The sequence below is a fragment of the Prevotella sp. 885 genome (assembly GCF_002265625.1).
GTDB lineage: Bacteria > Bacteroidota > Bacteroidia > Bacteroidales > Bacteroidaceae > Prevotella.
The window spans coordinates 36551-63019 of the sequence record NZ_NOVE01000010.1 but is presented as its reverse complement, the minus strand read 5'-3'; the positions used below and the strand labels follow the sequence as shown (position 1 = coordinate 63019).

Below are 26469 nucleotides of genomic sequence, written 5' to 3'. Positions count from 1 at the left end.
CTCAACAAAAAAAGGAAATGATACAGGACTATCAGATACAGGAATTTCTGCGTCAGGCCCATCGTGTGGGCGACGCTGGCTTGACCCTTTGCTCAAGCGGTAACATTTCATGGCGCATCGGCGACGAAGCGCTTGTTTCGGGCACAGGCTCTTGGGTGCCTACACTCCCCAAGGAGAAGGTGGCAGTCTGCCGTGTGGCAGACGGCGAGGTGCTTAACGGCGTGAAGCCTTCGATGGAGAGCGGTTTCCATCTTGGCGTTCTCCGTGAGCGTCCCGACTGCGACGTAGTGCTCCACTTCCAGTCGAAGTATGCCACGGTGGTTTCGTGCATGCAGGAGACACCGAAGGACTTTAACGTAACAGCGGAGGTGCCGTGCCACGTGGGAAGAGAAATTCCCGTAATACCTTACTTCCGTCCCGGTTCGCCAGAGTTGGCAGAGGCTGTGAAGGCAGCTCTCAAGGACCACAATTCCGCCCTTATGCTCAAGCATGGTCAGGTGGTTTGCGGCAAGACCTTCGACGAGGTGTTCGAGCGTGCCATGTTCTTCGAGATGGCTTGCCGCATCATCGTCCTCAGCCAGGGCCACTACAATACTCTAACTCCTGAGGAAATAGACGACCTCGAGGCTTATGTACTCGGAAAGGTGACGAAGTAAAAACATATAAAGTTGAAGAATTGAGAGTTGAAAGTTGAGAATTGAGAGCGATGATTAGTTGATGTTTAAAGCTGATAATTAGCAATCAAAGTAATCATAACTTTCAACTCTCAACCTTCAACTCTCAATTTAATTTTAAACGACTCTTCAAATGACATATTTGGCAATCGACTTTGGTGGTGGCTCAGGACGCGTCATCGCCGGAACACTCACCGCTGGAGAGGACGGAAAGAAGCGCCTTGACATGCAGGTGATACACCGTTTCACAAACCGGCAGGTGCGTCTCGGAGAACGACTCTACTGGGACTTCCCCGCACTCTTTGCCGACATGAAGGAAGGACTACGCAAGGCGGCTGCCTTGAAACTGGACGTGAAGGGAATAGCCGTGGACACGTGGGGTGTGGACTTCGGACTCGTCGACCGCAACGGATGCCTCGTCAGCAATCCCGTCTGCTATCGCGACGAACGCACGAAAGGAATGGCTGCTGAGTTCTTCAAGGAGGTGGACGCCACCGCACATTATGCCGTCAACGGCACGCAGGTGATGGACATCAACACTCTCTTCCAGCTTCTTAGCATGAAGAAGGCTGGCAGCCCGCAGCTCGACATCGCCGACCGACTGCTCTTCACGCCAGACCTCTTCTCCTTCTTCCTTACCGGAGAGGCCAACACCGAATACACCATTGCCTCAACGTCGGAAATGCTCGACGCTGAAAAGCGCGACTGGGACTGGGCTCTCATTGACAGTCTCGGACTGGACCGCCGCCTTTTCTGCCCGATAGTAATGCCCGGAACGGTCCGCGGACAACTCCGCGAGGACATCGCCGAAGAGACAGGACTGGGACGTGTGGACGTCATCGCTGTCGGTTCGCACGACACGGCAAGCGCCGTGGCTGCTGTGCCAGCCGCCAACGACGAGTGTCCCGTGGCATTCCTCAGCTCAGGCACGTGGTCGTTGCTGGGCGTAGAGACGGACAAGCCCATCCTTACCGAGCAGGCACGCGCGGCAGGATTCACCAACGAGGGTGGAGTAGGGGGTAAGATAACGTTCCTCCAGAACATCACCGGCATGTGGATACTGCAGCGTCTGATGGCAGAATGGAGCGAGGAAGGCGCCCCGCAGGAATACGGACCGCTGCTCGCAGCTGCTGCAGAGGTGAAGACCGACGCCCTTATCCCCGTGGACGACGAGGCTTTCCAGAACCCGCAGTCCATGCAACGTGCCATCAACGCTTACTGCCACAGCCACGGCATGATCGTGCCGCAGACCAAGGCAGAGACAGCTCGCGTAGTGTTGCAGTCGCTTGCCGCACGTTATGCCAAGGCTGTAAGCCACCTTAACGATATGCTGCCTCAACCCATACGCTGCCTCCACATCATCGGTGGCGGATCGCAGAACCAGCTCCTCAACACCCTTACCCAACAGGCACTCGGCATCCCCGTCATGGCAGGACCCGTGGAAGCCACCGGTATGGGCAACATCCTTACGCAGGCACTTGCCAAGGGCGAAGTAAGTGGAGTGGGAGAGATGAGGCAGATAGTAAGAGACAGCATGTAAATACTAACCTAAAAGAATGAAACAGTCAATACTTTCAAAGGACGGCGTAAGCTATGTCGTCCCCTTTATCCTCATCACGTCTTGCTTCGCGCTGTGGGGATTTGCTAACGATATCACCAATCCGATGGTGAAAGCATTCTCAAAGATATTCCGTATGTCAGCCACTGACGGCGCTCTTGTGCAGGTGGCGTTCTACGGAGGCTACTTTGCAATGGCGTTCCCCGCCGCCATCTTCATCCGCCGCTTCAGCTATAAGGCTGGCGTCCTCGTCGGACTCGGTCTGTACGCACTCGGCGCTTTCCTCTTCTATCCCGCCAAGATGACGGGCGACTATTATCCTTTCCTGCTCGCTTACTTCATCCTTACCTGCGGTCTTTCGTTTCTTGAGACGTCCAGCAATCCCTATGTTCTCTCTATGGGAACGGAGGAAACAGCCACACGCCGACTGAATCTGGCGCAGTCGTTCAATCCTATGGGATCGCTGCTCGGCATGTTCGTGGCGATGAACTTCATCCAGGCAAAGCTCAATCCGCTCGATACGGCATCACGTACGCAGCTCAGCGAAAGTGAGTTTGAGGCTGTAAAGGAATACGACCTTTCCGTGCTTATCGGACCTTACCTGGTCATCGGCCTCGTAATCCTCGTCATGTTCCTCGTCATCCTCTTCTGGCGAATGCCGAAGAACGGCGACAAGAACCACGCCATCAACTTCATTCCCACCCTGCGCCGCATCTTCTCGCTGCCACATTACCGTGAGGGAGTCATAGCGCAGTTCTTCTATGTGGGCGTCCAGATTATGTGCTGGACCTTCATCATCCAGTACGGCACACGCGTGTTTATGGCTGAAGGCATGGCAGAACAGCAGGCAGAGGTGCTGTCGCAGCAATATAATATTGTGGCAATGGTGATATTCTGTTGCTCACGATTCATCTGCACCTTCCTCCTCCGCTACATCAATACGGGACGACTGCTGATGCTTCTCGCCATCGCTGGCGGTGTGCTAACAGTCGGCGTGATATTCCTGCAGGACCGTATGGGCCTCTATTGCCTCGTTGGAGTAAGCGCCTGCATGTCGCTGATGTTCCCCACGATTTACGGTATTGCATTGACAGGACTCGGCGATGACGCCAAGTTTGGTGCAGCCGGACTCATCATGTCCATCCTCGGCGGTAGCGTTCTGCCCCCGCTCCAGGCTTCCATCATCGACCGCGGCACCGTCATCGGTATGCCCGCCGTAAACGTATCCTTCGTCCTTCCCTTCATCTGCTTCGTGGTTATCGCCATCTACGGCTTGAGAACATGGCGACGCAGCATGAGTGGAACGGAATAGAATAGAAAGATACATATTAGTATAGTGAACTTGCTAAAGTTCGGTTAGTATATAAACAAATAAAGACAGCAAAGCCAACGAATTGATATGGTATGCCATATACAAATCGTTGGCTTTGCTGTCTTTTATGTTTGTCTGAAGTTACTTCAGCCCTACGGCCTTCAGTATGGCTTCTGTTGCTCCCGTATGCTTGTCCACAACCTCTGCAGCAGCCTTGCCACGCTCCTCTATGAGCTTCGGGTCGGCGATGAAGCGGTTCATCATAGCAGCGAAATCGTCGTACGCCGTTATCTCGATGCCACCCTGCGATGCCTTCAGCCATTGCGCTTCCTGGAAGTGTGCGTTGTTTGGACCGAAGAACACCGGCATGCTCCATACTGCCGCTTCCAGCACGTTGTGGATGCCAACACCGAATCCGCCTCCCACGTATGCCACGTCGCCATAGTTGTATACCGATGAGAGAAGGCCGAAACAGTCTATGATCAGACATTCAGCCGTAGCTGCCTCCTCGGGTGTGGTCTGCGTGTAGCGCACGGTCTTGCGGCGCAGCTTTGAGAGAATCTGCTTGAGATGGTCCTCGCTGATGACGTGCGGAGCTATTATCAGACGCCATTCGGGATGCTCATTGAAGTAGCGGATGAAGATATCCTCATCCGGTCCCCATGACGATCCTGCCACGAACACCTTATGTTCCGGTCCGTCTCCGCCGTCTGTCCTGCCCTTGCGGAACGCATCCACGATGGGCAATGGCTTGGCAGCGTCGCGAATCTGGAGTACACGGTCGAAGCGGGTGTCGCCCACCACCTCCGAGGCATCTATGCCAATGGTGCGCAGCAGACGGTCGCTCTCCTCGTTCTGCACGAAGAAGCGCGTCACGCAACTCAGCACCTTGCCGTACTGCTTGCCATACCAACGGAAGAACACCTGGTCCTTGCGGAAGATGCTCGACACGCTGTAGATGGGCACGCCACGATGCTGAAGGATGTGGAAGTAGTTGTACCAGAACTCGTACTTGATAAAGAATGCCATGACAGGACGCACAGCCCTCAGGAACCTACGCGAATTGCGGATGGTGTCGAGGGGCAGATAGCAGACGATGTCGGCTCCCTTATAGTCCTTGCGCACCTCGTAGCCCGAAGGCGAGAAGAAGGTGAGCAGAATCTTGTATTCGGGATGGGTCTGGCGCAGACGCTCCATAAGCGGGCGGCCCTGCTCGAACTCGCCGAGCGAAGCCGCATGAAACCATACATACTTAGCGTCGGGGTCGACCTTCTCGCGGAGCAGCTTTATGGTCTGACGTTCCCCTCGCCACATCTTCTTCACCTTCTCGCTGAAGAGGCTGGCTATGGCGACGCCGGTCAGGTACAAGTAGATGACTATGTTATACATTTCTTTGTTTGGTTGTGGATGGATGTGTGCTTATTCTTACTTAAGCACCTCTACGGCTTTGCGGAGACGAGCGAGCGTCTCTTCCTTGCCGAGGAAGGCTGAGATATCGAACATTCCGGGACCCTTGCCGATTCCGACGAGGGCAAGACGGAAGGCGTTCATAACGTCGCCGAGCTTATATCCCTTCTCTTCCACCCACTTCATCACGATGGGTTCCTGACCTTCTACGGAGAAGTCGTCGATGCCCTCAAGCACCTCTGCCAGTTCGGTCATCACCTTAGCCGAGTCTGCCTTCCAGCGCTTCTTGACTGTCTTCTCGTCATACTCCAGCGGAGCGATGAAGAAGAATGAGCAGAGAGGCCAGAGCTCCTTTACGAAGCTTACGCGGTCCTTCATCATTGACACCACCTTGGTGATGCGCTCCATGCTCTCGTCCACGCCGTTGTTGGCTACGATGGGAGCGAAGAGTCGTGCAATCTCCTCGTTAGACTTGCGGAGGATATACTCATGATTAAACCACATGCCCTTCTGATAGTCAAACTTGGCGCCTGACTTCGAGCACTTGTGTATGTCGAACTGCTCCACAAGCTCGTCCAGCGAGAAGAGCTCCTGCTCCGTACCGGGGTTCCATCCGAGCAGAGCCAGGAAGTTTACGACTGCTTCGGGGAAGTAGCCGCTCTCGCGATAGCCTGAAGAGATGTCGCCGGTCTTCGGGTCGTGCCACTCCAGCGGGAATACGGGGAATCCGAGACGGTCGCCGTCACGCTTCGATAGCTTGCCCTTGCCCTCGGGCTTGAGGAGCAGCGGCAGGTGAGCGAAGGTAGGCATGGTGTCTTCCCAACCGAAGGCACGATAGAGAAGCACGTGCAGTGGGGCTGACGGAAGCCATTCCTCGCCACGGATTACGTGTGTTATCTCCATGAGATGGTCGTCCACGATGTTGGCAAGGTGGTATGTGGGCAGCTCGTCAGCGCTCTTATAGAGCACCTTGTCGTCCAGAATGTCGCTCTTTATCTTGACGTCGCCGCGGATCATATCGTTCACGTGCACCTCTATTCCGGGCTCCACCTTGAAGCGTACCACATACTGTTCGCCGTCGGCGATGCGGCGCTCCACCTCCTCCTTCGGAAGAGTGAGCGAGTTGGTCATCTCCTGACGTGTGCGTGCGTCGTACTGGAAGTTCTGCACAGCGGCACGCTTGGCTTCGAGCTGTTCGGGCGTATCGAAGGCGATGTAAGCCTTGCCGTCAGCAAGGAGCTGGTCAACGTACTTCTTGTATATGGCGCGACGCTCGCTCTGACGGTAAGGTCCGTGATTGCCGCCGAAGCTCACACCCTCGTCAAACTTGATGCCGAGCCAGCGGAACGATTCGATGATATATTCCTCTGCTCCGGGAACGAAGCGGTGAGAGTCGGTGTCCTCAATGCGGAACACCAGGTCTCCGCCGTGCTGGCGGGCGAAAAGATAGTTATACAATGCTGTACGCACACCACCGATGTGCAAAGGTCCTGTAGGACTCGGTGCGAAACGCACCCTTACTTTTCTCTCTGACATAAATGAATATATATATGTTTATGTATCTGTATATCGTTTATTTTTACAAAGGTAGTACAATTTTTCCGATTCTGACATTTTTTTCGTAATATTGCAGTCTAAACATAAGAATATAAGCACAATCGTCCGCTGGCAAAGCCCGCAGGACACCTAAACGACATCCCAAAGACAACACCATTATGGAAAAATTCTATTCAAGCAGAAAGCTTAAGTGGCGCAACTTCCTCAGCCGCACGCTACTCGTGCTAATCACTGTTCTCCTCATCGTATGGGCGCTGCCGCGAAACGAAAGCAAGCAGTTCCGCTACGACATCGGAAAGCCGTGGATGTACGGATCGTTCATCGCCAAGTTCGACTTCCCCATCTACAAGACCGACGAGACCATCAAGGAGCAGGAAGACTCGCTGCTGGAGACCTATCAGCCTTACTACAACTACGACCCGGCGGTGGAGAAAAAGCAGGTCAGCAAGTTCCTGGCGGACTATCAGAACGGCATCCCCGGACTGCCGCACAATTACGTGCGCCTCATAGCAGACCGCCTGCACCGACTATATCAGGCTGGCATCATGGACACGCCCGAATATAACGAGGCTTACCGCGATTCCACTTCGCAGGTGAGACTGGTGAGCGGCAACAGCGCACAGAGCATATCATTGGGCTGCGTCTATTCCACCCTCTCCGCCTACGAGCAGCTCTTCATCGACGAGCAGATAGCCATGCAGCGCCCAATCCTACAGCGATGCAACCTCAACAACTACATCGAACCTAACCTTATCTATGACAAGGGCAAGTCAGAGACCGAGCGCAACGACCTCCTCTCCTCCATACCGCCAGCCAGCGGCATGGTGATGAGCGGACAGAAGGTCATCGACCGTGGCGACATCGTGGACGAATACACGTACCGCGTGCTCAGCTCGTTCGAGCGAGAGATAAAGAGAAGGTCGGCAACGCAGACGCAGATAACCAACACCATCATCGGTCAGGTGATATTCGTGACGCTTATGGTGTTCCTCTTCACAATGTACTTGGGACTCTTCCGCCGCGACTACTTCAACAAGCCGCGATCCATAGCCATGCTCTATACGCTCATAACGCTGTTCCCGGTGGTGGTTTCGCTCATGATGCGCCATAACTTCCTCAGCGTCTACATGCTGCCGTTCGCCATGGTGCCCATTTTCGTGCGAGTGTTTATGGACTCCCGAACGGCGTTTGTATGTCATGTTACGATGATATTGATATGCACCACCGCCGTGCGTTATCAGTACGAATTCATAATCATACAGCTTGTGGCAGGACTCATCGCCATCTATTCGCTGCGTGAGCTGACAAGGCGTGCGCAGGTGTTCAAGACCGCCATCCTCGTGGGAATAGGCAGCACATTTGTTTATTTGGCGCTGCAGCTGATGCAGGACAACGATTTCTCAAGCATGGACCACGACATGTATTACCACTTCGTCGTTAACGCCGTGCTGCTGCTCATCGCTTATCCGATGATGTACATCATAGAGAAGATGTTCGGATTCGTGTCGAGCGTGACGCTTTTCGAACTTTCCAACACCAACCGCGGTCTGCTGCGCGACCTCTCCGAGATAGCCCCCGGCACCTTCCAGCACTCCATCACAGTGGGTAACCTCGCCGCCGAGATTGCCAATAAGATTGGAGCCAACGCCCTGCTCGTACGTACGGGTGCCCTCTATCACGACATTGGCAAGATGAAGAATCCCGTGTTCTTCACCGAGAATCAGGCTGGCGTCAATCCGCACGACACACTCACTTATCAGGAGAGCGCCCGCATCATCATCTCGCACGTCACGGAGGGCGTGAAACTGGCTGAGCGCGAGAACCTGCCGACCATCATCCGCGACTTCATCGTGACGCACCACGGCACGGGCATCACCAAGTTCTTCTATATAAAGTATAAGAACGAGCATCCCGAAGAGGAGGTCGATCCGGCTCCGTTCACCTATCCCGGTCCCAACCCGTTCACCCGCGAACAGGCCATCCTTATGATTGCCGACGGCGTGGAGGCTGCTTCGCGCTCCCTCCCAGAATACACGGAGGAGAGCATCTCCACTCTCGTCAACCGCATGATTGACCAGGACGTGACGGACGGCTACTTCAAGGAATGCCCCATCACCTTCCGCGACCTCGCCATTGCCAAGCTGGTTCTCATAGAACGCCTGAAAGCCATCTACCACACCAGAATCTCTTACCCGGAGATGAAGAAGGCAAGTGAGGAGGAGAAGAACTGAGAGGATGTGTATTCTCAACTCTCAACTTAAAAAAACTGCAATTTATTCCTCCACCGCATTCCCAATTGTCGCCCTCACGCGTTCTGCCGACGTATACATCAATGTGGACTCGTCGGCGTCCTTGGCTCCCATGAAGACGTCGGGATTGGCGAACTGCATGCGGCTGCGGACGGGGGTGCGGGCTGAGAAATGAAATTCGCGCACGCCGGTCTCGTCACGTATCTGACGGATGTTGTTCTCGTTGACACCACAACCGACGAGGATTATGATGCGTCCTGCGGCGAGCATGTTGAGGGTGCGCAGAAGACCGATGCCTTCAAGGGCGGTGGGCTGCTGACCGGAAGTCAGGACACGGTCAACGCCGAGCTGGATGAGCTGTTCGAGAGCGAGATGCGGGTCGCGGCAGCGGTCGAAAGCACGATGGAACGTCACGGACATTCCTTCGGCAGCCTCAACGAGGCGACGGTTGGCGTCCATGTCCAACGTACCGTCCGCGTTCAGACAGCCTATCACCACGCCGTCAACGCCAAGCTCACGGCATACGCGGATGTCCTCCAGCATACGCTCCACCTCAAGCGGCGAATAGAGGAAGTCGCCGCCGCGCGGACGGATGATGACGTGCAGACGGGTGGTGGTGAGCAGACGGCGTGCCACCTTAATCTCTCCGTACGACGGTGTCGTGCCGCCCTCGGGAATGCCCGCACAAAGTTCCACACGGTCAGCGCCGCCTTCCTGCGCTGCCAGACAACTCTCCACGCCATTGGCGCATATCTCAAACTTAAAGTCTTCTCTCATTATTATATAATATAAGGTTGATTGATTTGTTTATCTGATTGGGTCAGCAAATTTACATTAATTTATGTAATATGCCAAGAAGAACCTATGGATTTATAGGTTATGAAAGAGCTAAGAAACAGCGGCTTTTATTGCACAAACCTAATTCTTTGTGCAATAGAAGCCGTTTGTTTTGTTAATAGACTTTAAATTGAAAGTCGCAAACACGGAAAAAGAGAACAATTTGTTTACCTTTGCAACCAATTTATTAAAGGTTATTTAAGATGAACAAATTAAAAGCAGCTTGTTTGACAGCAGCGATTGCGTCAAGCAGCGTCTCGTTTGCAGGAGGATTCCTCACAAACACCAATCAGAATGTAGCGTTCAACCGAATGATGAGCCGTGAGGCTTCTATAGGAATAGACGGCGTTTACTATAACCCCGCCGGCGTAGTGTTCCTCGGTGACGGCCACCACCTCTCCATCAACTGGCAGCTCGCCTATCAGGACCGTACGATAAAGAACGACTACAGTCTGTTCACCAATAACGTCAACAACCCCATCACACCACGCGAATTCAAGGGTGAGGCGTTCGCGCCCGTCATCCCCTCATTCCAATACGCCTACAACAAGGGCCGCTGGTCGTTCCAGGGCAACTTCGCCTTGACCGGTGGCGGCGGCAAGTGTACGTTCGACAACGGTCTGGGATCGTTTGAGCGCATCGTGGCAGAGACAGCCATGGCAGCTTGCGGTCTTGCACGCACCGTTGACGGCGCCCTCGGAAGCGTTCTCAAGCAAGAAAACATGAAAATGTTCTCTTCAGACCAGGCTTTCGGAGCAGGCGGCAAGTACAGCTTTAACAGCTATATGCACGGCCGTCAGTACTACTTCGGTCTTTCGCTCGGCGCCGCTTACAAGGTGTCTGACAACTTCAGCGTCTTCGGAGGCGTTCGCGGCATTTACGCCACAACCAACTATTACGGATACGTGGAGGACATCAAGGTGGGCAACATGCCTCTCTATATGGTGCTCGACCCCACTAAGAAGGACGCTGCCAACATTGAGCTTAGCTGCGACCAGAACGGCATCGGTTTCACTCCGATTATCGGCGTTGACTTCAAGACCGGCAAGTGGAACTTCTCAGCCAAGTACGAATTCAAGACCCGTATGCGTCTGAAGAACAAGTCGGTGAACCTCGTGCCGAGTATCGGTAACCTTCCCGCCAACCTCTCAGCGCAGATGACTCAGATTCTCACTCAGAAAGGTATACCCGCTGAGCAGGCAGAGGCAACAGCAGCTGCAGTACTTGCCAACCAGACTGTGCAGCAGACAATGAAGAATCTGAAGAATCAGTTCGACACCGAGCTGGACGAGGCTATCGGCGAATATGCTGACGGCAAGAAGATTGCCGCTGACATCCCCGCATACCTCAGCGTTGGCGTAGGCTACAGCCCCATCGATCCGCTCCGCATCAACGTAGGCTTCCACTTCTTCGACGACAAGAACGCCAAGGCTTACAACAACCGTCAGGAGAAGCTCGACCACGGCACACTGGAGTATAACGCCGGCGTGGAGTATGACATCAACAAGAAGTTCACGGTCAGCGCCGGATGGCAGAGCACCAACTACGGTCTGCCTGAAGAGGAGGCCACAACATCGAAGGATAAGCGCTTCATGGACGACAAGTCATTCGTGACCAGCTCCAACTCAGTGGGCTTGGGTGGCGTATGGCACTTCAACAAGAAGATGAGCTTCACCGTGGCTTACTTCCACACTTTCTATCAGCACAAGAAGACAACGGAGTCTGTGGAGCTCATCCCGGGCAACGCCATCAACTACTCTGCCGACTACTCGCGTAACAACAACGTCTTCGCAGCTGGTATTGACATCAACTTCTAAAAGAAAATGTCATAAATATAAAAACTCAGTTCACTCAAAAAAATATGGACAGCCCCAATGGCTGCCCATATTTTTTTTGCTTGTTGGCTGAATTGTAAACAGAAATTTATCTGTGAGGTAGCTGTGTTAGGCAGGGCTTTGACAAAAACCTTTATCCACAAGCCTTTTGTTGTCACACCCTACGGGTTCATGATATCGTTTGGCGAATGGGATTTACGAGAGCGTTGCTCTCGACACCCATCCTCCAAACGATATCATGAGTGATGCCGAAGCATCACTGTGCCAACAAAAGGAAAAACAAACAAAACACAAGGTAGCGGATGGCGGGAGCCACCTGTTTGTGTTTTTCTTTGTTTTTTCCGGTTATGGGCGCGTGCTGTGCACAAATAAAAGGCTTTACGTTAGGTTGTAGAGAACTGGTTCTCGTAAGACCTAATGTAAAGCCTTTTATTTAAATCCGATAGGATTTGCGCCCATAAACGGACTGTGGAGTAAGGTTTTTGTCAAAGCCCTGCCTCTTTTTATATATTATAATACCATGTCCATTCCAATCTTCTAATTCTTGCCACGCTTCGTCGCACGCCATACCAACACCCCGATTCCCACTACTGCGCCTAATGTTGCTCCGAGGCTGTTGGCGGCGAAGTCCATCCAGTCTCCGCTGCGTCTGCCACCCGTGCAGTTCGCTTGCAGAATCTCTATCGTTCCACTCATCACCACCGGCGCCAACCATGCGAGGAGGAAGAGCTTCAGGCGGGAGGTTGGGGGCTTGCTTGTCACGCCCTCCTCGATGCTCACCACCTTCTGCGAGAAACGGTGCGGATCGTGGCGGCGGATATACTCCAGCCATATCGTGGCGCATGTGCCGCCATACATCGCTATGTGCACCCACTTATCTATCATCGTGACATCGTCAAGCGGCGTGGAAGGTACGGTTGCGAAGCAGAGTACCCATATTATCAGAATGTAGAAAGAAGAGACGGGGTAGTGTTTTACTAAATGTTTCAGATATTCCATATTTACTTTCGATTTTGATGCAAAAGTAAATAAAATTCATACATTTGCATCGAAAATCAAGTTATTATGTCAGAACAAAGAGTAAATTTTGGAAGTAAGCTGGGCATGGTGCTCGCCACCGCCGGCTCAGCAGTAGGATTGGGTAATGTGTGGCGCTTCCCTTATATGGCAGGTCAGAACGGTGGTGCCACGTTCATCATCATCTATATTGTCTGCGTTCTCCTGCTTGGCTTGCCCTGCATTCTCGGCGAGTTCATAATCGGCAGACACGGTGCTGCCAACACAGCCCGTGCCTATTCGCGCATCTCCGGCGGCAGTCCCTGGCGCTTCGTCGGCTATATGGGCGTGCTCACCGGTTTCCTCATCACGGGTTATTATGCCGTAGTGTCGGGATGGTGCCTCCAGTATATCTTCGCCTCGTTTATGGGCGAACTCAATGGCGACCCTGCATACATATCGCGTTACTTCGCCGACTTCTCCTCCTCCCCGCTGCGTCCCGTCTTGTGGACCGTAGCCATCCTTGCTGCCACCCACTTCATCATTATCCGTGGCGTGCGTCAAGGCATTGAGCGTGCGTCAAAGGCTATGATGCCAACACTCTTCATCCTCCTCCTCATCGTCGTAGTCAGCTCGTGTATGTTGCCCGGTGCGTCCAAAGGCGTTGAGTTTCTTTTCCGTCCCGACTTCTCCAAGATGAACGGCAGCATGCTCCTCGCCGCCATGGGTCAGTCGTTCTATTCGCTGTCCATCGGTATGGGCTGTCTCTGCACCTTCGCTTCTTACTTCTCGCGCCAGACCAATTTAGTGCGCTCCGCTGCCAACATCATCGCCATCGACACCTTCATCGCCATCCTTGCCGGCCTTATGATTTTCCCTGCCGCATTCTCCGTTGGCATCAACCCCGACAGCGGTCCGTCGCTCATCTTCATCACCCTGCCCAACGTTTTCCAGCAGGCATTCGCCTCAATGCCCCTCATCGGCATGCTTGTTGCTGTGCTGTTCTATATACTTTTGTCGCTTGCAGCCCTCACGTCGCTCATCTCCCTGCACGAGGTCAGCACCGCTTTCCTCAGTGAGGAGTTTCGCATGCCTCGTCCCCGCGCCGCCCTCGTCATTACCGTAGTGTGCAGCGTCATCGGCGCCTTCTGCTCCCTCTCCATCGGCGGCAGAGACTGGCTTGTTGTCTGCGGAAAGTCGCTCTTCGATGTCTTCGACTTCGTGACGGGTCAGCTTCTGCTCCCCTTCGGCGGCTTCCTCACCTGCATCTATCTCGGATGGTTTGCGCCAAGAAAGATTGTTCGCGACGAATTTACTAACTGGGGCACCCTCTCCGGACGCTTCTTCAGCCTCTATCTGCTGTTGGTCCGCTTCGTCTGCCCAATATGTATCATGCTAATCTTCCTCAATCAGTTAGGATTAATAGGCTAATATAAAATCATTATGGAAAAGCAATATCCCGACCTTATGTCGGGCAAGAAGATTATGTACGTTCACGGATTTGCCTCTTCGGCACAGTCCGGCACAGTAGAGATGCTCCGCCATCTCATGCCCAACGCCACTGTTGTGGCACGCGACATCCCCATCCATCCCGAGGAGGCGATGGCTATGCTCCGCTCCATGGCGGACGAGGAGCAGCCCGACCTTATCATCGGCACGTCAATGGGCGGTATGTATACCGAACAGCTCCACGGCTTCGACCGCATCCTTGTCAATCCCGCTTTCGAGATGGGCGAGACGATGTCTAAGTTCACCGGCAAGCAGGTCTTCCAGAATCCCCGTCTTGACGGCGTGCAGGAGTTTATGGTCACCAAGGGTCTGATAAAGGAATACACAGAAGCCACCACGCATTGCTTCTCCCCCGAATCGTTGGCTGAACCTGACCGCGTTTACGGTCTTTTCGGCGATGCCGATCCCGTGGTCCACACCTTCGACCTCTTCCGCAGCCATTACCCCAACGCCATCACCTTCCACGGCGAACATCGTCTGACCGACAAGATAGCCATGCACTATCTGCTGCCGCTCATCCGCTACATCGACGACCGCCAGGAGAAACGTGAGCGTCCTGTTGTCTACATCGACATCCAGACTCTTCGCGACAGCTACGGACACGCCACCGCTTCCATGCACAAGGCTTACGAGGCATTGCTCGAACATTACAATGTCTATATCCTCGCCCCGTCGCCTTCCAATTCTCCCGAGCAGATGGTGGCAGACATGGCATGGGTGGAGGAATATCTTAGTGCTCCGGCTTGGGGACACGTACTCTTCACCAATGAACGCCAGCTTATCTATGGCGACTACCTCGTTGCTTCCACACCGCAACCCGAGTTTATGGGCACCACGATAGAGTGGGGCAGCGACGATTTCAAGACATGGGAGGAGATAATCGTCTTCTTCGACCGACTTGGAGGACAATAACCTCCGACCGGCTGCTAACCCCTGAACGTAATTCATTCAGCCATGAACATCCTTAACTTCATAAAGAACTGGACCCTTCCCGTGTCTATCGGCACGGGTATAGGGGTCTATCTCATTTTTGCCCTCATCCCCGCCCTTGACGGATTCGCCACCAAAGCCTCTCCCGTCTTCGCCACGCTCCTCCCCGTGTTTATGTTCTGCGTGCTCTTCGTGACGTTCTGCAAGGTGGACTTCCGCAAGATGCGCCCCGTGGCATGGCATTGGTGGGTGGCTGTCTTTCAGGTGCTCTGCGTGGTGGCAGTGATGGCTGCCATCCTCGCCTTGGGTCTGCATGGTCGCGCTCTGGTCCTTGCCGAGGCATTGCTAACGTGCATCATCAGTCCGTGTGCTTCTGCCGCCCCCGTTGTGACGCAGAAGCTTGGCGGCAACCTTGAGGAGATGACCACGTACACGTTCCTCTCCAACTTCATCACCGCCCTTCTCATCCCCATCTGCTTCCCGATGCTCGACGAGGGAGCCGACATCGGATTCATCACCGCTTTCTCCCTTATATTATATAAGGTGTTCACGGTGCTGGTCATCCCGATGCTCCTTGCCTACATCGTCAAGCATTACATGCACGGTCTGTGCCGTCGCATTGTCTCCGTCAAAGACCTTTCTTATTACCTCTGGGGTTGCTCCCTGCTCATTGTCTCGGGCACCACGATGAAGAACATCCTGCACGCCGACACCTCCGTCTCCTTCCTCCTCCTCATAGCCCTCCTCTCCCTCGTGCTCTGCCTCTTCCAGTTCGGTTGCGGTCGCGCTATTGGCAGACGCTTCGGTGTTACGGTCAATGCTGGTCAGGGATTGGGTCAGAAGAACACTGCCTTCGCCATCTGGATAGCCTGCACTTATCTCTCACCCCTCTCCTCCGTAGGTCCCGGCTGCTACATCCTTTGGCAGAACATCATCAATAGCTGGCAGATATGGCGTGCGGCGAAGCGCCGCACGAATCAGGAGTTAGGAATTAGGAGTTAGGAATTAGGAGTTAGGAGTTGTTTAGTTTTTAATTTTGCACCAAGTCAGATACAAACTTAGGAGGCTATGGCGTCTCGCCGTAGCCACGCAGCCTCCCATAGCAGCCCCCAATCAGCGCCGTGTCCCGCAACCTCCCATAGCTGCCCCCCAGCGCCGTATCTCGCAACCCACCATAGCAGCCCACCAATCAGCGCCGTGTCCCGATGGGACACGTATCTATCAGAAACCCACTGCAAGCTCCGAAGGAGCGCAGCTGTGGGATAAGCATCCCCTCTCCCTCTCTTGGTTCCGCAAAGCGGGACCGACTATCATCCTCAATATCATACAGGATGTGTAAGTCCCCCTCCGGGGAACTATATTTAGGTGGAGGTGTCGCACGTACCCACAGCTGCGCTGCTTCGCAGCTTGCAGTGGGTTTCATGATATAGGTCCCGCTTCGCGGAACTCGCAGCTGTAATACGTAACTTAGTACCATCAGCTCATACTCAATCTGCTCGCGTCCGTGGTTGCGGGGTTACCAATGTCTTGCTGTACGTGGGTGCGAGGCTACCATAAACAATGTTTTGCTGTACGTGGGTGCTTGGCTACGGCGAGACGCCATAGCCTCCTATGTTAGTAACGGCTGCTTGTAGTTGCCAACAATTCGTTAATTCGTTTAATTCGTTGTTGCCGTGTCAAAGCGTGATAATCATTTGCTGTAATAACAATAAACAGCAAGACAAACATAGGAGGCTATGGCGTCTCGCCATAGTCACGCACCCACTAACGATCAGCTATAATGAGCTATATGGTGTTCTGCTATGGGTGGGTGCGTAGCTACGGCGAGACGCCATAGCCTCCTATGTTAGTAACGGCTGCTTGTAAAACTTATGTACTCCCTTGTCTGCTCCGGCATTCCTGGGGATATAAACAAAAAAAACGGATAAGTCATTTGACTTATCCGTTTCGTTGTGGGCGCTGAGGGATTCGAACCCCCGACCCTCTGCTTGTAAGGCAGATGCTCTAAACCAGCTGAGCTAAGCGCCCTTGCTTTATTGCTTTCGTAAAAGCTTTGTTCTTAAAAGCGATTGCAAAGGTAGTGAGTTTTTCTGTAACCTCCAAACTTTTCTGCAACTTTTTTTATCTTTTATCGAAAAAAAGTGATTTTGCCGCTTTCCCCCTCATATAGTCATGCCATATTAGTGGGAAAACGATTGTGAGAGAGATATCCGAAAAATATTATATACTCCCTTTCACTTGAATAATATTATTTAATATATTGATGTTCGATTTTTAACAACCTTACTTTGTTGTTATACATTTGTCAATATCTATAATATATTTCTAACAAAATGTATATTTTATTCTGTGAAATGTTGATATTTTGTTGGTGATATCGTTTAATTTTCCTAAATTTGTCGCCGTGCTTTTAAACATTTCTAACAAAATTCAGTATTTTATGGGAAAAAGATCTTCAACTCTCCACAAGGCTGCAAGTCTGTTGCTCGCTTTGTTAGTGATGCCTGCAGTGCAGTGTCTCGCTCAGTTGAACACACGTAAGCCAGCGTCCAGCGCTTCGGCTCCTAATCGTCAGGCGCCCCTCGTCATCAAGAAGGCTAACGGCACCACGAAGACCGCTTACGGTGTGCTCGGATTCGATCTGACCGACGGCAATATGCTTAACGGACTCGTCAGCTTCCCCTTCACAGAGGGTGCCCGCTTCAGTCTGGTAAAGTATTTTGGCGATGCCAACCATGATGTCACCGCCGGTGCCTACGCTGAGCGCTACTACTATGCAGAGCTTACGCAGACCGACCTTACCACGCAGAAGATGATTCCCGTGGAACTGATTCGTTACGACATCGAGAAGGATGTTACTGAGTCGGTAGGCGAGCTTTCGGGCTACACCAGCCACATCAACGATATGTCGTATGACTATAGCACGAAGACTATGTATGCCATCTCTGTTCTCAACGACGCATACACACAGCTCTTCACCATCGACCTCAACACTGCCGAGAGCAAGCTCGTTGCCGACCTTGACCGTCGCTTCTTCACGCTTGCCTGCACCTATGAAGGACAGCTTTACGGCATCTCTTTCGAGGGAGATTTATGCAAGATTGACAAGACCAATGGCAACGTCACTGTAGTGGGAGCCACCGGATGGCATCCCACATACTATCAGAGTATGGAGTTCGACCATTCTGACGAAACTCTCTACTGGGCTGCCAACCTCATGGGCGGAACCGACTTCGACGACTGCATCGCTACTGTCGATATCAACACAGGTGCTGCACAGAAGGTGGCTGCCGTTGGCAACAGCCCGCAGATTGCCGGTCTCTACGTTCCGTTTGCTGCTTCTGCAAAGGGCACGCCGTCCGCAGTCAGCGACTTCGAGTGTGTTCCAGGTGCGAACGGCGCTACCACCGTCGCGCTCTATTGGATGAACCCCACACAGACCTTCGACGGCAAGGAGCTTTCTTCTCTTACCGACATCAAGGTTTATCGTGACCGCGAACTTATCAAGACCTTCGAGAATCCCGAAATGGGCGAGGAGATGTCTTACACTGACGACCTCGGCGACGTGAAGGGTGGCTATCATTTCTATTCTGTAGTGGCTTCCAACTCTGTAGGCGAGGGTGCCGAGGAGAAGGTACGCATCTTCGTGGGTCGCGACATTCCTGCTGACATCACCACTCTTACTCTCCAGCATGACGGTTATGACAAGGCTGTCATTTCTTGGAATCAGCCCGAGTTAGGTCCTAACGGAGGTTACGTTGACGCTTCTTCTCTTTCTTATAAGGTAGTGCGCAAGCCCGACGGTCGAGTTATCGCCGACGGTCTGAAGCAGACCACCGTATCTGACGAGAACATCTCGCCCGTAGGTCAGTATTCTTATTCTGTTGTGGCTTCCAACGCCGACGGCGAGAGCAATGCTGTGGAGACCGAGACCCGCGTCTTCGGTCCTGCTTACTCAATGCCCGTGACATTCGATTTCACGGCTTTCGATGCTGACAACTCTTGGACAGTTATGGATGCCAATAAGGATGGTTACGCATGGATGTGGACCAAGGTTTCTTCCGGCGACCGTGTCATGGGACACCAGGCTTCCAGCACAGCCGTTTCTGACGACTGGCTCATCAGCTATTACATGCCTTTCGAGAAGGACGCCACATACCGCGCAGAGATGGAGCTTCACGCTTACAGCGCTGACAAGCTCGAGTTTGCTCTCCTTGACGAGATGTATACTGTAAAGCCTGCTCAGGTCCTCGACACCGTTACCGTCAAGGGCAACCGCGACAAGCAGCGTATCGGTGTTGTCTTCAAGGCAGAGTCTGACGGCTACAAGAACCTTGGCATCCACGCTCTCTCTCCGATGCGTGCCGACTGGCTTGAGGTGTTCAATCTTAGTGTGAAGAAGGCAGAGAAGTCTAACCTCGCTGCCGTTTCAATCAGCGGTCCTGAGAAGCCGATGGCAAAGAAGGAAAGCGTCTATACTGTTCGCGTAGAGAACCGTGGTACCGATAAGGCTTACGCTTATCGCGTCACTCTCGTCGACAAGAACGGTGAGGAACTCAATCATAAGGACGTTGCCGTTACTCTTAACAGCGGCGAATACGCAGACGTTGAGGTGGCATGGACACCGCAGGTGGCCGACACCACCGCCATTTGTGGCGTGGTTCGCACATGGCCTGACGACGAGTATGCAGACGACAACACTACAGACTATATGACTGTCATCGTACGCGAGGCATTTGATGGTGACGTTGTAGGTATCGGCCTTGAGTCTTCTTCAACAGCCAGCTCTTCACCGTTCGACCTCTCTAACCAGTATGCAGCAGCCCTCAACATCTATTCTGCTGACGAAATCGGTGAAAATAAGGATATGCTCATCCAGAAGATGGCTTGGCCGTATGACGCCCTTTATCAGTACAGCGACGTGGAGTCAATCCCCGTACGCATCTATCTTGCCAACACCGACCTTACCAACACTAAGGACGGATGGATTCCTGAGGAACAGCTCACTCTCGTTTACGACGGCATCACAAGCATCGCACAGAAGAGCACTGGTGATCTGACCATTGCTCTTGACGAGCCGTTCAAGTATGAGGCTGGCAAGAACCTCGCAGTCCTCACAGCAGTTAACTGCGACACTTATTGTCCTTACGTAAGCTTCAGACAGTACAACAGTCCGCTCGAGGGCAACGCCGCTTATGAGTGGGGCAGCTATTACGCTAAGCAGTGGTTCGACTTCACACAGGTTGGCCATCAGAACTACTACTCACGTACTGCAAGCATCATGATTTACATGACTGATGCCCAGACCGATGGCATTACTTCTGCCAACACTGCAGCCGTTGCCGGCACCGCTTACACCGTATCTGACGTGGCTGGCAGAGTAGTGGCAACTGGCGTCTTCTCAGAGCAGGGCACTGTCAATACAAGTGGTCTCCAGCGCGGCGTCTACGTAGTTAGCTACAAGGTGGACGGCAAGCGTCAGGCTATGAAGATCAGCGTTAATAAGTAAAATGTAGTGTCGGACGGCGTCCGCCGTCCGACACAATATTTGCATTTCTGATGCTCAATACTATGAGTTGAGCGCACGAAGAAATCTTTGGTGCGAAATTCTTGAGTTTTGAGCGTTTTGAGATAACGTACTTATACACAGTGCGTTATACGGTTTTCTAATAAAACGCTATGAAATTCAGCTCTCAAATGAGCCACTTTTTGCTGCAATAGCGCCACTTTTACACTCTAATAGTGCCACTTTTATCATGCAATAGCGCCACTTTTACACTCTAATAGTGGCACTATTGTACTGTAAAAGTGGCGCTATCGTTAAACATTGGTGCTGTTTGCACAGCAGAACACCATGAAAACGGCTTTCTGATTCTCTAGAATTGATTTTTATTTTGTAACATGTTTTTACTCTTTGTACGATATTTGCATTTAAGGTGAATATGTAATCTCACCCGCATTCTTGTGTTTTTACTTGTTTTTTTCGCTTATGGGCGCGTGCTGTGCACAAACAAAAGGCTTTACGTCAGGTTGTCGAGAACTTGTTCTCGTAAGACCTGACGTAAAGCCTTTTGTTTAAACCCGTTTAGGGTTTGCGCCCGTAAGCGGATTGTGGATGAATGTTTTTGTCAAAGCCCTGCCTACGAGATTAAGCAAACCTACTAATTCAAAAACTCCTATTCCGCCAGCGTAAAGTCGAGCTGTTTCTTTTCGAGGTTGGCACTTGCCACCTTGATGCGTATCGCATCACCCAGCTGGTACTTGTGGTGATGGCGACGGCCAACGAGGCAGTAGTTGCGTTCGTCGAAGTCGTAGTAGTCGTCATCGAGGTCGCGCATCGGTACCAGACCCTCGCAGTGGTTCTCGTCAATCTCGCAGTAGATGCCGTACGACTGGATGCCGGAGATGTGAGCGTCGTACACGTTGCCTATGCGCTCCGACATAAACTCCACAGCCTTATACTTTATGGAGTCGCGCTCGGCGTTGGCAGCAATCTGCTCCATCTCGCTCGAGTGCTCGCACAGCTCCTCGTAATGCTCCTTGTTGGCAGAACGTCCGCCCTGCTGATAACGCGTCAGCAGACGGTGAACCATCGTGTCAGGGTAACGGCGGATAGGCGATGTGAAGTGCGTGTAATAGTCGAACGCCAGACCGAAGTGACCCGTGTTATGGATGGAGTATTTGGCCTTCATCATCGCACGCAGCGCCACAGTCTGAATGAGGTTCTGCTCACGCTTGCCCTCACACGCGTCCATAAGAGCGTTCAGCGAACGCGCCATCGCACCCTTCGTGCCGTCCGTCTTCACCTTATATCCGAACTTCACCACAAACTCGCGCAGCGTCTCTAATTTTGTGGGGTCGGGATTGTCATGCACACGATAGGGTAGGGTCTTCGGCTTCTTGCCCTTCGCCACCTTGCCCACGCTCTCCGCCACGGTGCGGTTGGCAAGCAGCATAAACTCCTCGATTAGCTTGTTGGCGTCCTTCGAGCGCTTGAAGTAGCAGCGGATGGGCTTGCCCTTCTCGTCCACGTCGAAGTGAAGCTCCTCGCGGTCGAACCTTACCGAACCGTTCTTGAATCGTGCCGCGCGCAGCTTCTTAGCCAGTCGGTCCAGCGTGATAAGCTGGTCAGCGTTCTCGCCCTTATATCCTCCCTTGGGAGCCTTCGGTGCCGGTTCGCCCGTTCCGTCCACCACGCCGTTGTCCTCCAGCAGCTGCTGCACCTCCTCGTAGGCATAGCGGCGGTCCGACTTGATGACCGTGTGCACGATGCGATAGTCCTTCACCTCCGCGTCGTCGTTGAGAGTGAATATCACGGAGAACGCCAGCTTCTCCTCGTCAGGACGGAGCGAGCAGATGAAGTTGCAGAGACGTTCGGGCAGCATCGGTATGGTACGGTCGACGAGATACACGCTTGTGGCACGCTTCACCGCCTCCTTGTCAATGACCGAGCCCTCCTTAACGTAATGGCTCACGTCGGCGATATGCACGCCCACCTCCCAGAGGCCGTCCTTAAGCTTCTTGATGGACAGCGCGTCGTCGAAGTCCTTGGCATCCTTCGGGTCGATGGTGCACGTGAACGTGTCGCGGAAGTCCTCGCGCTCGGCATAGTCCTCCGGCGTTATCTCTGCTGAAATCTTCTCCGCAGCCTCCTCCACGTTCTTCGGATACTTATACGGCAGACCGTACTGTGCGAGGATGGTGTTCATCTCCACGTCGTTGTCTCCCGACTTGCCCAGCACGTCCGTCACCTCACCGATCATGTTGCGGTGGTCAGCGTCCGGCCATTCCATTATCTTCACCACCACGTTGTCGCCCTCCTTGGCACCCTTCAGCTTGCGTCGCGGAATGATGATGCTGTTGGCGAGTACGTTAGACGGCGAGATGAGCGTCGCGAGGTCGTGGTCGATGGAGATTCTTCCTACGAACGTCTCCTTCGCTCTATGCAGAATCTCGATGACCTGCGCCTCCTTTATATGGTTCTTGCGACGCGCCATGCACGAGAAGCGCACGCGGTCGCCGCTGAGCGCCCACATCGAGTTGCGCTCTGCCACGAAAATCGGCTTGTCGCTGCCGTCCGGCGTAATGGTGTTCTTGCCGTTGGTCTTGCGCAGGAAGACACCCTCCTGCACCTGTCCCTTCTGGTTGAGCTGGTATGAGTTGTCCGACACCTTCGTGATGAAGTCGTCCCATGCCATCTCTTCCATAATGTCAATGGCAAGCATCTTCAGCGGGTGTGTGTCGAGATGCAGACTTCTGAATATCTCCTTAAAGGACATCGTCTTGCCGGGATTCGAGGAGAAGAGCTCCTCCAGCTTCGGTACGAGCTGTTTCTTTGTCAGGCGTTTGCCTCCTTTCTTTCCTTTTCCCATGGTTTTATCTTTTTAGTATATACTATGCAAATAAACAAAAAAGTTTTGAGATATCAATGTCCCAGAGCGCTAAATTTATGTTACAAACGAATTAATCTTCAATAAAATCGTCTATTCGTCCAAATCTTGCTATCTTTGCAAGCGATTATGTACCAATTATCATAATGACTAACAAGATACTTATAACCGGTGCCAGCGGTTTCATTGGCAGTTTTATTGTTGAGGAAGCCCTGAACCGTGATATGGAGGTATGGGCGGCGGTGAGAAAAACCACCTCACGGCGTTACCTCAAGGACAAGCGAATAAATTTCATCGAACTCGACTTCAACTCCAAGGATGAGCTGAAGCGACAACTTGCAGACCATCAGTTTGACTACATAGTGCATGCTGCTGGAGTGACTAAGTGCATAGACAAGGCCGACTTCCGACGCATGAACACCGAGGGAACAAAGCATTTCGTGGATGCCATCATCGAGCTTGGTATGCCCATAAAGCGATTTGTCTTCCTCAGTTCGCTCAGCGTCTACGGAGCCATACACGAACGGCAGCCTTATCAGGACATCACCGAGAACGACTGTCCGCACCCTAACACGGCGTACGGCAAGAGCAAGCTGGAAGCAGAACGCTATCTCGACTCCATCGGCAACGACTTCCCGTACATCATCCTCCGCCCCACGGGAGTGTACGGCCCGCGTGAGAAAGACTATTTCCTCATGGCGGAGAGCATCAAGAAGCACGTCGACTTTGCCGTGGGCTTCCGTCGTCAGGACATCACCTTCGTGTATGTGCTGGACGTGGTGCAGGCAGTGTTTCTCGCCCTCGACCGCGGCATGAGCGGACGCAAGTACTTCCTTTCGGACGGCGACGTCTATCAGTCGACTGAATTCTCCGACCTGCTGAAGAAAGAGATGGGCGTGAAGTGGATGCTCCGCATTGTGGCTCCCGTATGGGTGCTGCGCGTCATCACCTTCTTCGGCGAGCGCATAGCACGCATCACGAAGAAGCCCATAGCACTGAACGACGACAAGTTTAACATACTCCGTCAGCGCAACTGGCGCTGCGACATCGAGCCGACAATGGACGAGCTCGGCTACCATCCCCACTACAAGCTGAAGGACGGCGTGCGTCTGGCGGTGAAGTGGTATAAGGAGAACGGATGGTTGTAAGAGGAGACCATACAGATAACCCAGAGAAAAATAATGAAATTCATAAAACAACTCTTCGCCATCGAGGCGAATCCCAAGCGTGGGCTGATGGCACTTGAGTGGCTGGTGCTGGCATACGCCACTTTCACGCTTCTCATCACCCTCTTCACTTTCACGACACTGCCCAATCCCGAAGCGATGATATGGGGACGCGTGCGTGCCGTGGCCATGACCTTGGCATTGTGGCTTGTCTACAGGCTCGTGCCCTGCCGCCTGACCCGCTGTGTGCGCGTCGTGGCGCAGATGTCGCTCCTTGCATGGTGGTATCCCGACACGTACGAGATCAATCGTATGTTCCCCAACCTGGACCACGTGTTCTGTCATTGTGAGCAGCAGCTCTTCGGATTCCAGCCAGCCATAAGCTTCGTCTCCACATTCTCGTGGCCCGTCTTCTCGGAACTGATGAGCCTTGGCTATACGAGCTATTATCCGATGATAGCCCTTACGACGTTCTTCTATTTCGTCTGCCGTTACAACGAGTTTGAGAGAGCTTCGTTCGTGGTGCTGGCGTCGTTCTTCATCTTCTATGTGGTGTTCATCTTCGTGCCAGTCGCAGGACCTACGTTCTACTATAAGGCAGTGGGCATGGAGAACATCATGTCAGGCGTATTCCCCGCCGTCGGCGACTACTTCAACACTCATCAGGAATGTCTGCCCACACCCGGATATACGCAGGGCTTCTTCTACGACCTTGTGGAGGATGCCAAGGCAGCGGGAGAGCGCCCCACGGCAGCCTTCCCCTCATCACACGTAGGCATCGCCACCGTGTGTATGCTGCTCGCCTGGCACACCCGCAACCGTCGTCTGCTCTACGTCATGGCACCCTTCTACGTGCTGCTCTGCTTCTCCACGGTGTACATCCAGGCACACTACGCCATCGACGCTTTGGCTGGTCTGGTAAGCGGCACACTCCTCTTCGTCGTCCTGATGTGGGCGACAAGAAGGCTGAAGTATTGACAACCATAAAAACGACATAACCCCTAAACCCCTTAATGCTTATGAATCCACAACCTTACAAGACGGACGTAGCCGTCCTCATACTCTTCTTTAACCGCCCTGACCATCTGCGCCGCGTGTTCGACGAGGTGCGCAAGGCGCGTCCCTCAAAGCTGTTCCTCTATCAGGACGGACCGCGTGGCGAACGCGATATGCCGGGCATAGAGGCTTGCCGCCGCGTCGTGGAAGACATCGACTGGCAGTGCGAGGTTCACCGCAAGTATCAGGAGCGCAACTTCGGTTGCGACCCGTCGGAATATATCTCGCAGAAATGGGCTTTCTCCATTGTGGACCGCTGCATCGTCCTCGAGGACGACGACGTGCCTTCGCAGTCGTTCTTCCCCTTCTGCAAGGAGATGCTCGACCGTTATGCCGACGACGAGAGGGTGTGGATGATTGCCGGATTCAATCCCGAGGAGCAGGTGGACAGTCCTTACGACTATCTCTTCACCTCCGTATTCTCCATCTGGGGATGGGCTTCATGGCGCCGCGTCATCGACACATGGGACCCCACGTACGCCTGTCTGGACGACCCCGATGCGAAGCGCCAGCTGGACGCCGTGATGCGCCAGCGCCGCTACTGCCTCGACACGCTTCGTGCCTGCTATGACCATCGTGCGTCGGGCAAGGAGTATTACGAGACCATCTTCTGGACGTCGATGGTGATGAACTCCGGTCTTGCCATCATGCCGACGCGCAACATGATAAACAATCTCGGAGCCACCGACGGTTCCACCCACTATACGGGTTCGCTGCAGACCATGCCGCGCCGCCTCCGCCGACTCTTCACCATGCAGCGCTTCGAGCTGGACGCCCCCGTCCGCCATCCGCGCTACGTCATAGAGGATGTCGACTTCAAGGAGCAGGTCTATCGCACCTACGCCTACGGTCATCCGCTCATCAAGGCAGGACGCTCAATGGAAGAGTTGTGGCTCAACATCCGCTACGGCAATTTCGGCTATATCTTCAAGGCTGTGTCGCGAAGAATAAGGAAAATCTTCGGTCGCGACCGCCACTGGTAATCAATAGTTT

17 protein-coding genes and 1 tRNA gene are annotated in these 26469 nt (G+C 53.2%); 12 read left to right on the top strand and 6 right to left on the bottom strand.

Features of this window, described 5'->3' with window-relative positions; translation table 11 throughout:
- The first annotated feature begins 17 nt into the window (after window positions 1-17).
- The 3 genes from CHL74_RS05225 (at window position 18) to fucP (ending at window position 3544) form a co-directional block, all read left to right on the top strand.
- The gene (locus CHL74_RS05225; protein ID WP_094880112.1) at window positions 18-656 is read left to right on the top strand and encodes a class II aldolase/adducin family protein; all 639 of its coding nucleotides are present in this window, start codon (window positions 18-20) and stop codon (window positions 654-656) included.
- 151 nt (window positions 657-807) lie between these two features.
- Complete coding sequence (locus CHL74_RS05220) at window positions 808-2214, top strand: rhamnulokinase (RefSeq protein WP_094880111.1); 1407 nt, start codon at window positions 808-810, stop codon at window positions 2212-2214.
- 16 nt (window positions 2215-2230) lie between these two features.
- A complete protein-coding gene (fucP, locus tag CHL74_RS05215) occupies window positions 2231-3544 on the top strand; it encodes an L-fucose:H+ symporter permease (protein ID WP_094880110.1) in 1314 nt (437 codons plus the stop codon).
- 141 nt (window positions 3545-3685) lie between these two features.
- On the opposite strand, the gene CHL74_RS05210 is transcribed toward fucP, so the two are convergent.
- Both CHL74_RS05210 and gltX read right to left on the bottom strand, forming a co-directional pair.
- Complete coding sequence (locus CHL74_RS05210) at window positions 3686-4933, bottom strand: 3-deoxy-D-manno-octulosonic acid transferase (RefSeq protein WP_094880109.1); 1248 nt, start codon at window positions 4931-4933, stop codon at window positions 3686-3688.
- A 36-nt stretch (window positions 4934-4969) separates the two neighbouring features.
- Window positions 4970-6487 (bottom strand): glutamate--tRNA ligase, encoded by a 1518-nt coding sequence (gltX, locus tag CHL74_RS05205; protein ID WP_094880108.1) that lies wholly within the window; start codon window positions 6485-6487, stop codon window positions 4970-4972.
- Between the two features lie 179 nt (window positions 6488-6666).
- Between gltX and CHL74_RS05200 the strand changes: the two genes are divergently transcribed.
- On the top strand, window positions 6667-8739 hold the full coding sequence (locus CHL74_RS05200; protein ID WP_094880107.1) for an HD family phosphohydrolase: 2073 nt from the start codon (window positions 6667-6669) through the stop codon (window positions 8737-8739).
- Window positions 8740-8781: 42 nt separating this feature from the next.
- Here CHL74_RS05200 and CHL74_RS05195 read toward each other — a convergent pair whose 3' ends face one another.
- Window positions 8782-9537, bottom strand: a complete 756-nt coding sequence (locus tag CHL74_RS05195; RefSeq protein WP_094880106.1) for a copper homeostasis protein CutC — start codon at window positions 9535-9537, stop codon at window positions 8782-8784.
- Between the two features lie 260 nt (window positions 9538-9797).
- Here CHL74_RS05195 and CHL74_RS05190 point away from each other — a divergent pair, with 260 nt between their 5' ends.
- Window positions 9798-11411 carry an OmpP1/FadL family transporter gene (locus CHL74_RS05190; protein WP_094880105.1) on the top strand — a complete coding sequence of 538 codons (1614 nt, stop codon included), beginning with the start codon at window positions 9798-9800 and terminating at the stop codon, window positions 11409-11411.
- A 555-nt stretch (window positions 11412-11966) separates the two neighbouring features.
- Here CHL74_RS05190 and CHL74_RS05180 read toward each other — a convergent pair.
- Window positions 11967-12428, bottom strand: coding sequence for a VanZ family protein (locus CHL74_RS05180; protein ID WP_094880103.1), 462 nt, complete (start codon window positions 12426-12428; stop codon window positions 11967-11969).
- A 66-nt stretch (window positions 12429-12494) separates the two neighbouring features.
- Here CHL74_RS05180 and CHL74_RS05175 point away from each other — a divergent pair, with 66 nt between their 5' ends.
- From CHL74_RS05175 to CHL74_RS05165, 3 genes are read left to right on the top strand one after another with little or no spacing between them, the layout of a single operon-like run.
- Entirely contained in the window at window positions 12495-13856 is a 1362-nt protein-coding gene (locus tag CHL74_RS05175; RefSeq protein ID WP_094880102.1) for a sodium-dependent transporter, read from the top strand.
- 12 nt (window positions 13857-13868) lie between these two features.
- Window positions 13869-14846 (top strand): YqiA/YcfP family alpha/beta fold hydrolase, encoded by a 978-nt coding sequence (locus tag CHL74_RS05170; protein WP_094880101.1) that lies wholly within the window; start codon window positions 13869-13871, stop codon window positions 14844-14846.
- Between the two features lie 42 nt (window positions 14847-14888).
- Window positions 14889-15866 carry a transporter gene (locus CHL74_RS05165; protein ID WP_094880100.1) on the top strand — a complete coding sequence of 326 codons (978 nt, stop codon included), beginning with the start codon at window positions 14889-14891 and terminating at the stop codon, window positions 15864-15866.
- Between the two features lie 951 nt (window positions 15867-16817).
- Here CHL74_RS05165 and CHL74_RS05160 read toward each other — a convergent pair.
- Window positions 16818-16892: transfer RNA gene (locus tag CHL74_RS05160), tRNA-Val, on the bottom strand.
- A 412-nt stretch (window positions 16893-17304) separates the two neighbouring features.
- Between CHL74_RS05160 and CHL74_RS05155 the strand changes: the two genes are divergently transcribed.
- The gene (locus CHL74_RS05155; RefSeq protein WP_094880099.1) at window positions 17305-20373 is read left to right on the top strand and encodes a T9SS type A sorting domain-containing protein; all 3069 of its coding nucleotides are present in this window, start codon (window positions 17305-17307) and stop codon (window positions 20371-20373) included.
- A 667-nt stretch (window positions 20374-21040) separates the two neighbouring features.
- Here CHL74_RS05155 and rnr read toward each other — a convergent pair.
- Window positions 21041-23236, bottom strand: coding sequence for a ribonuclease R (rnr, locus tag CHL74_RS05150; protein WP_094880098.1), 2196 nt, complete (start codon window positions 23234-23236; stop codon window positions 21041-21043).
- Between the two features lie 164 nt (window positions 23237-23400).
- Here rnr and CHL74_RS05145 point away from each other — a divergent pair, with 164 nt between their 5' ends.
- From CHL74_RS05145 to CHL74_RS05135, 3 genes are read left to right on the top strand one after another with little or no spacing between them, the layout of a single operon-like run.
- Window positions 23401-24402 (top strand): NAD-dependent epimerase/dehydratase family protein, encoded by a 1002-nt coding sequence (locus CHL74_RS05145; protein ID WP_094880097.1) that lies wholly within the window; start codon window positions 23401-23403, stop codon window positions 24400-24402.
- A 33-nt stretch (window positions 24403-24435) separates the two neighbouring features.
- Entirely contained in the window at window positions 24436-25398 is a 963-nt protein-coding gene (locus CHL74_RS05140) for a phosphatase PAP2 family protein (protein WP_094880096.1), read from the top strand.
- Window positions 25399-25439: 41 nt separating this feature from the next.
- Complete coding sequence (locus CHL74_RS05135) at window positions 25440-26459, top strand: hemolysin activation protein (RefSeq protein ID WP_176452172.1); 1020 nt, start codon at window positions 25440-25442, stop codon at window positions 26457-26459.
- The last annotated feature ends 10 nt before the right edge of the window (window positions 26460-26469 follow it).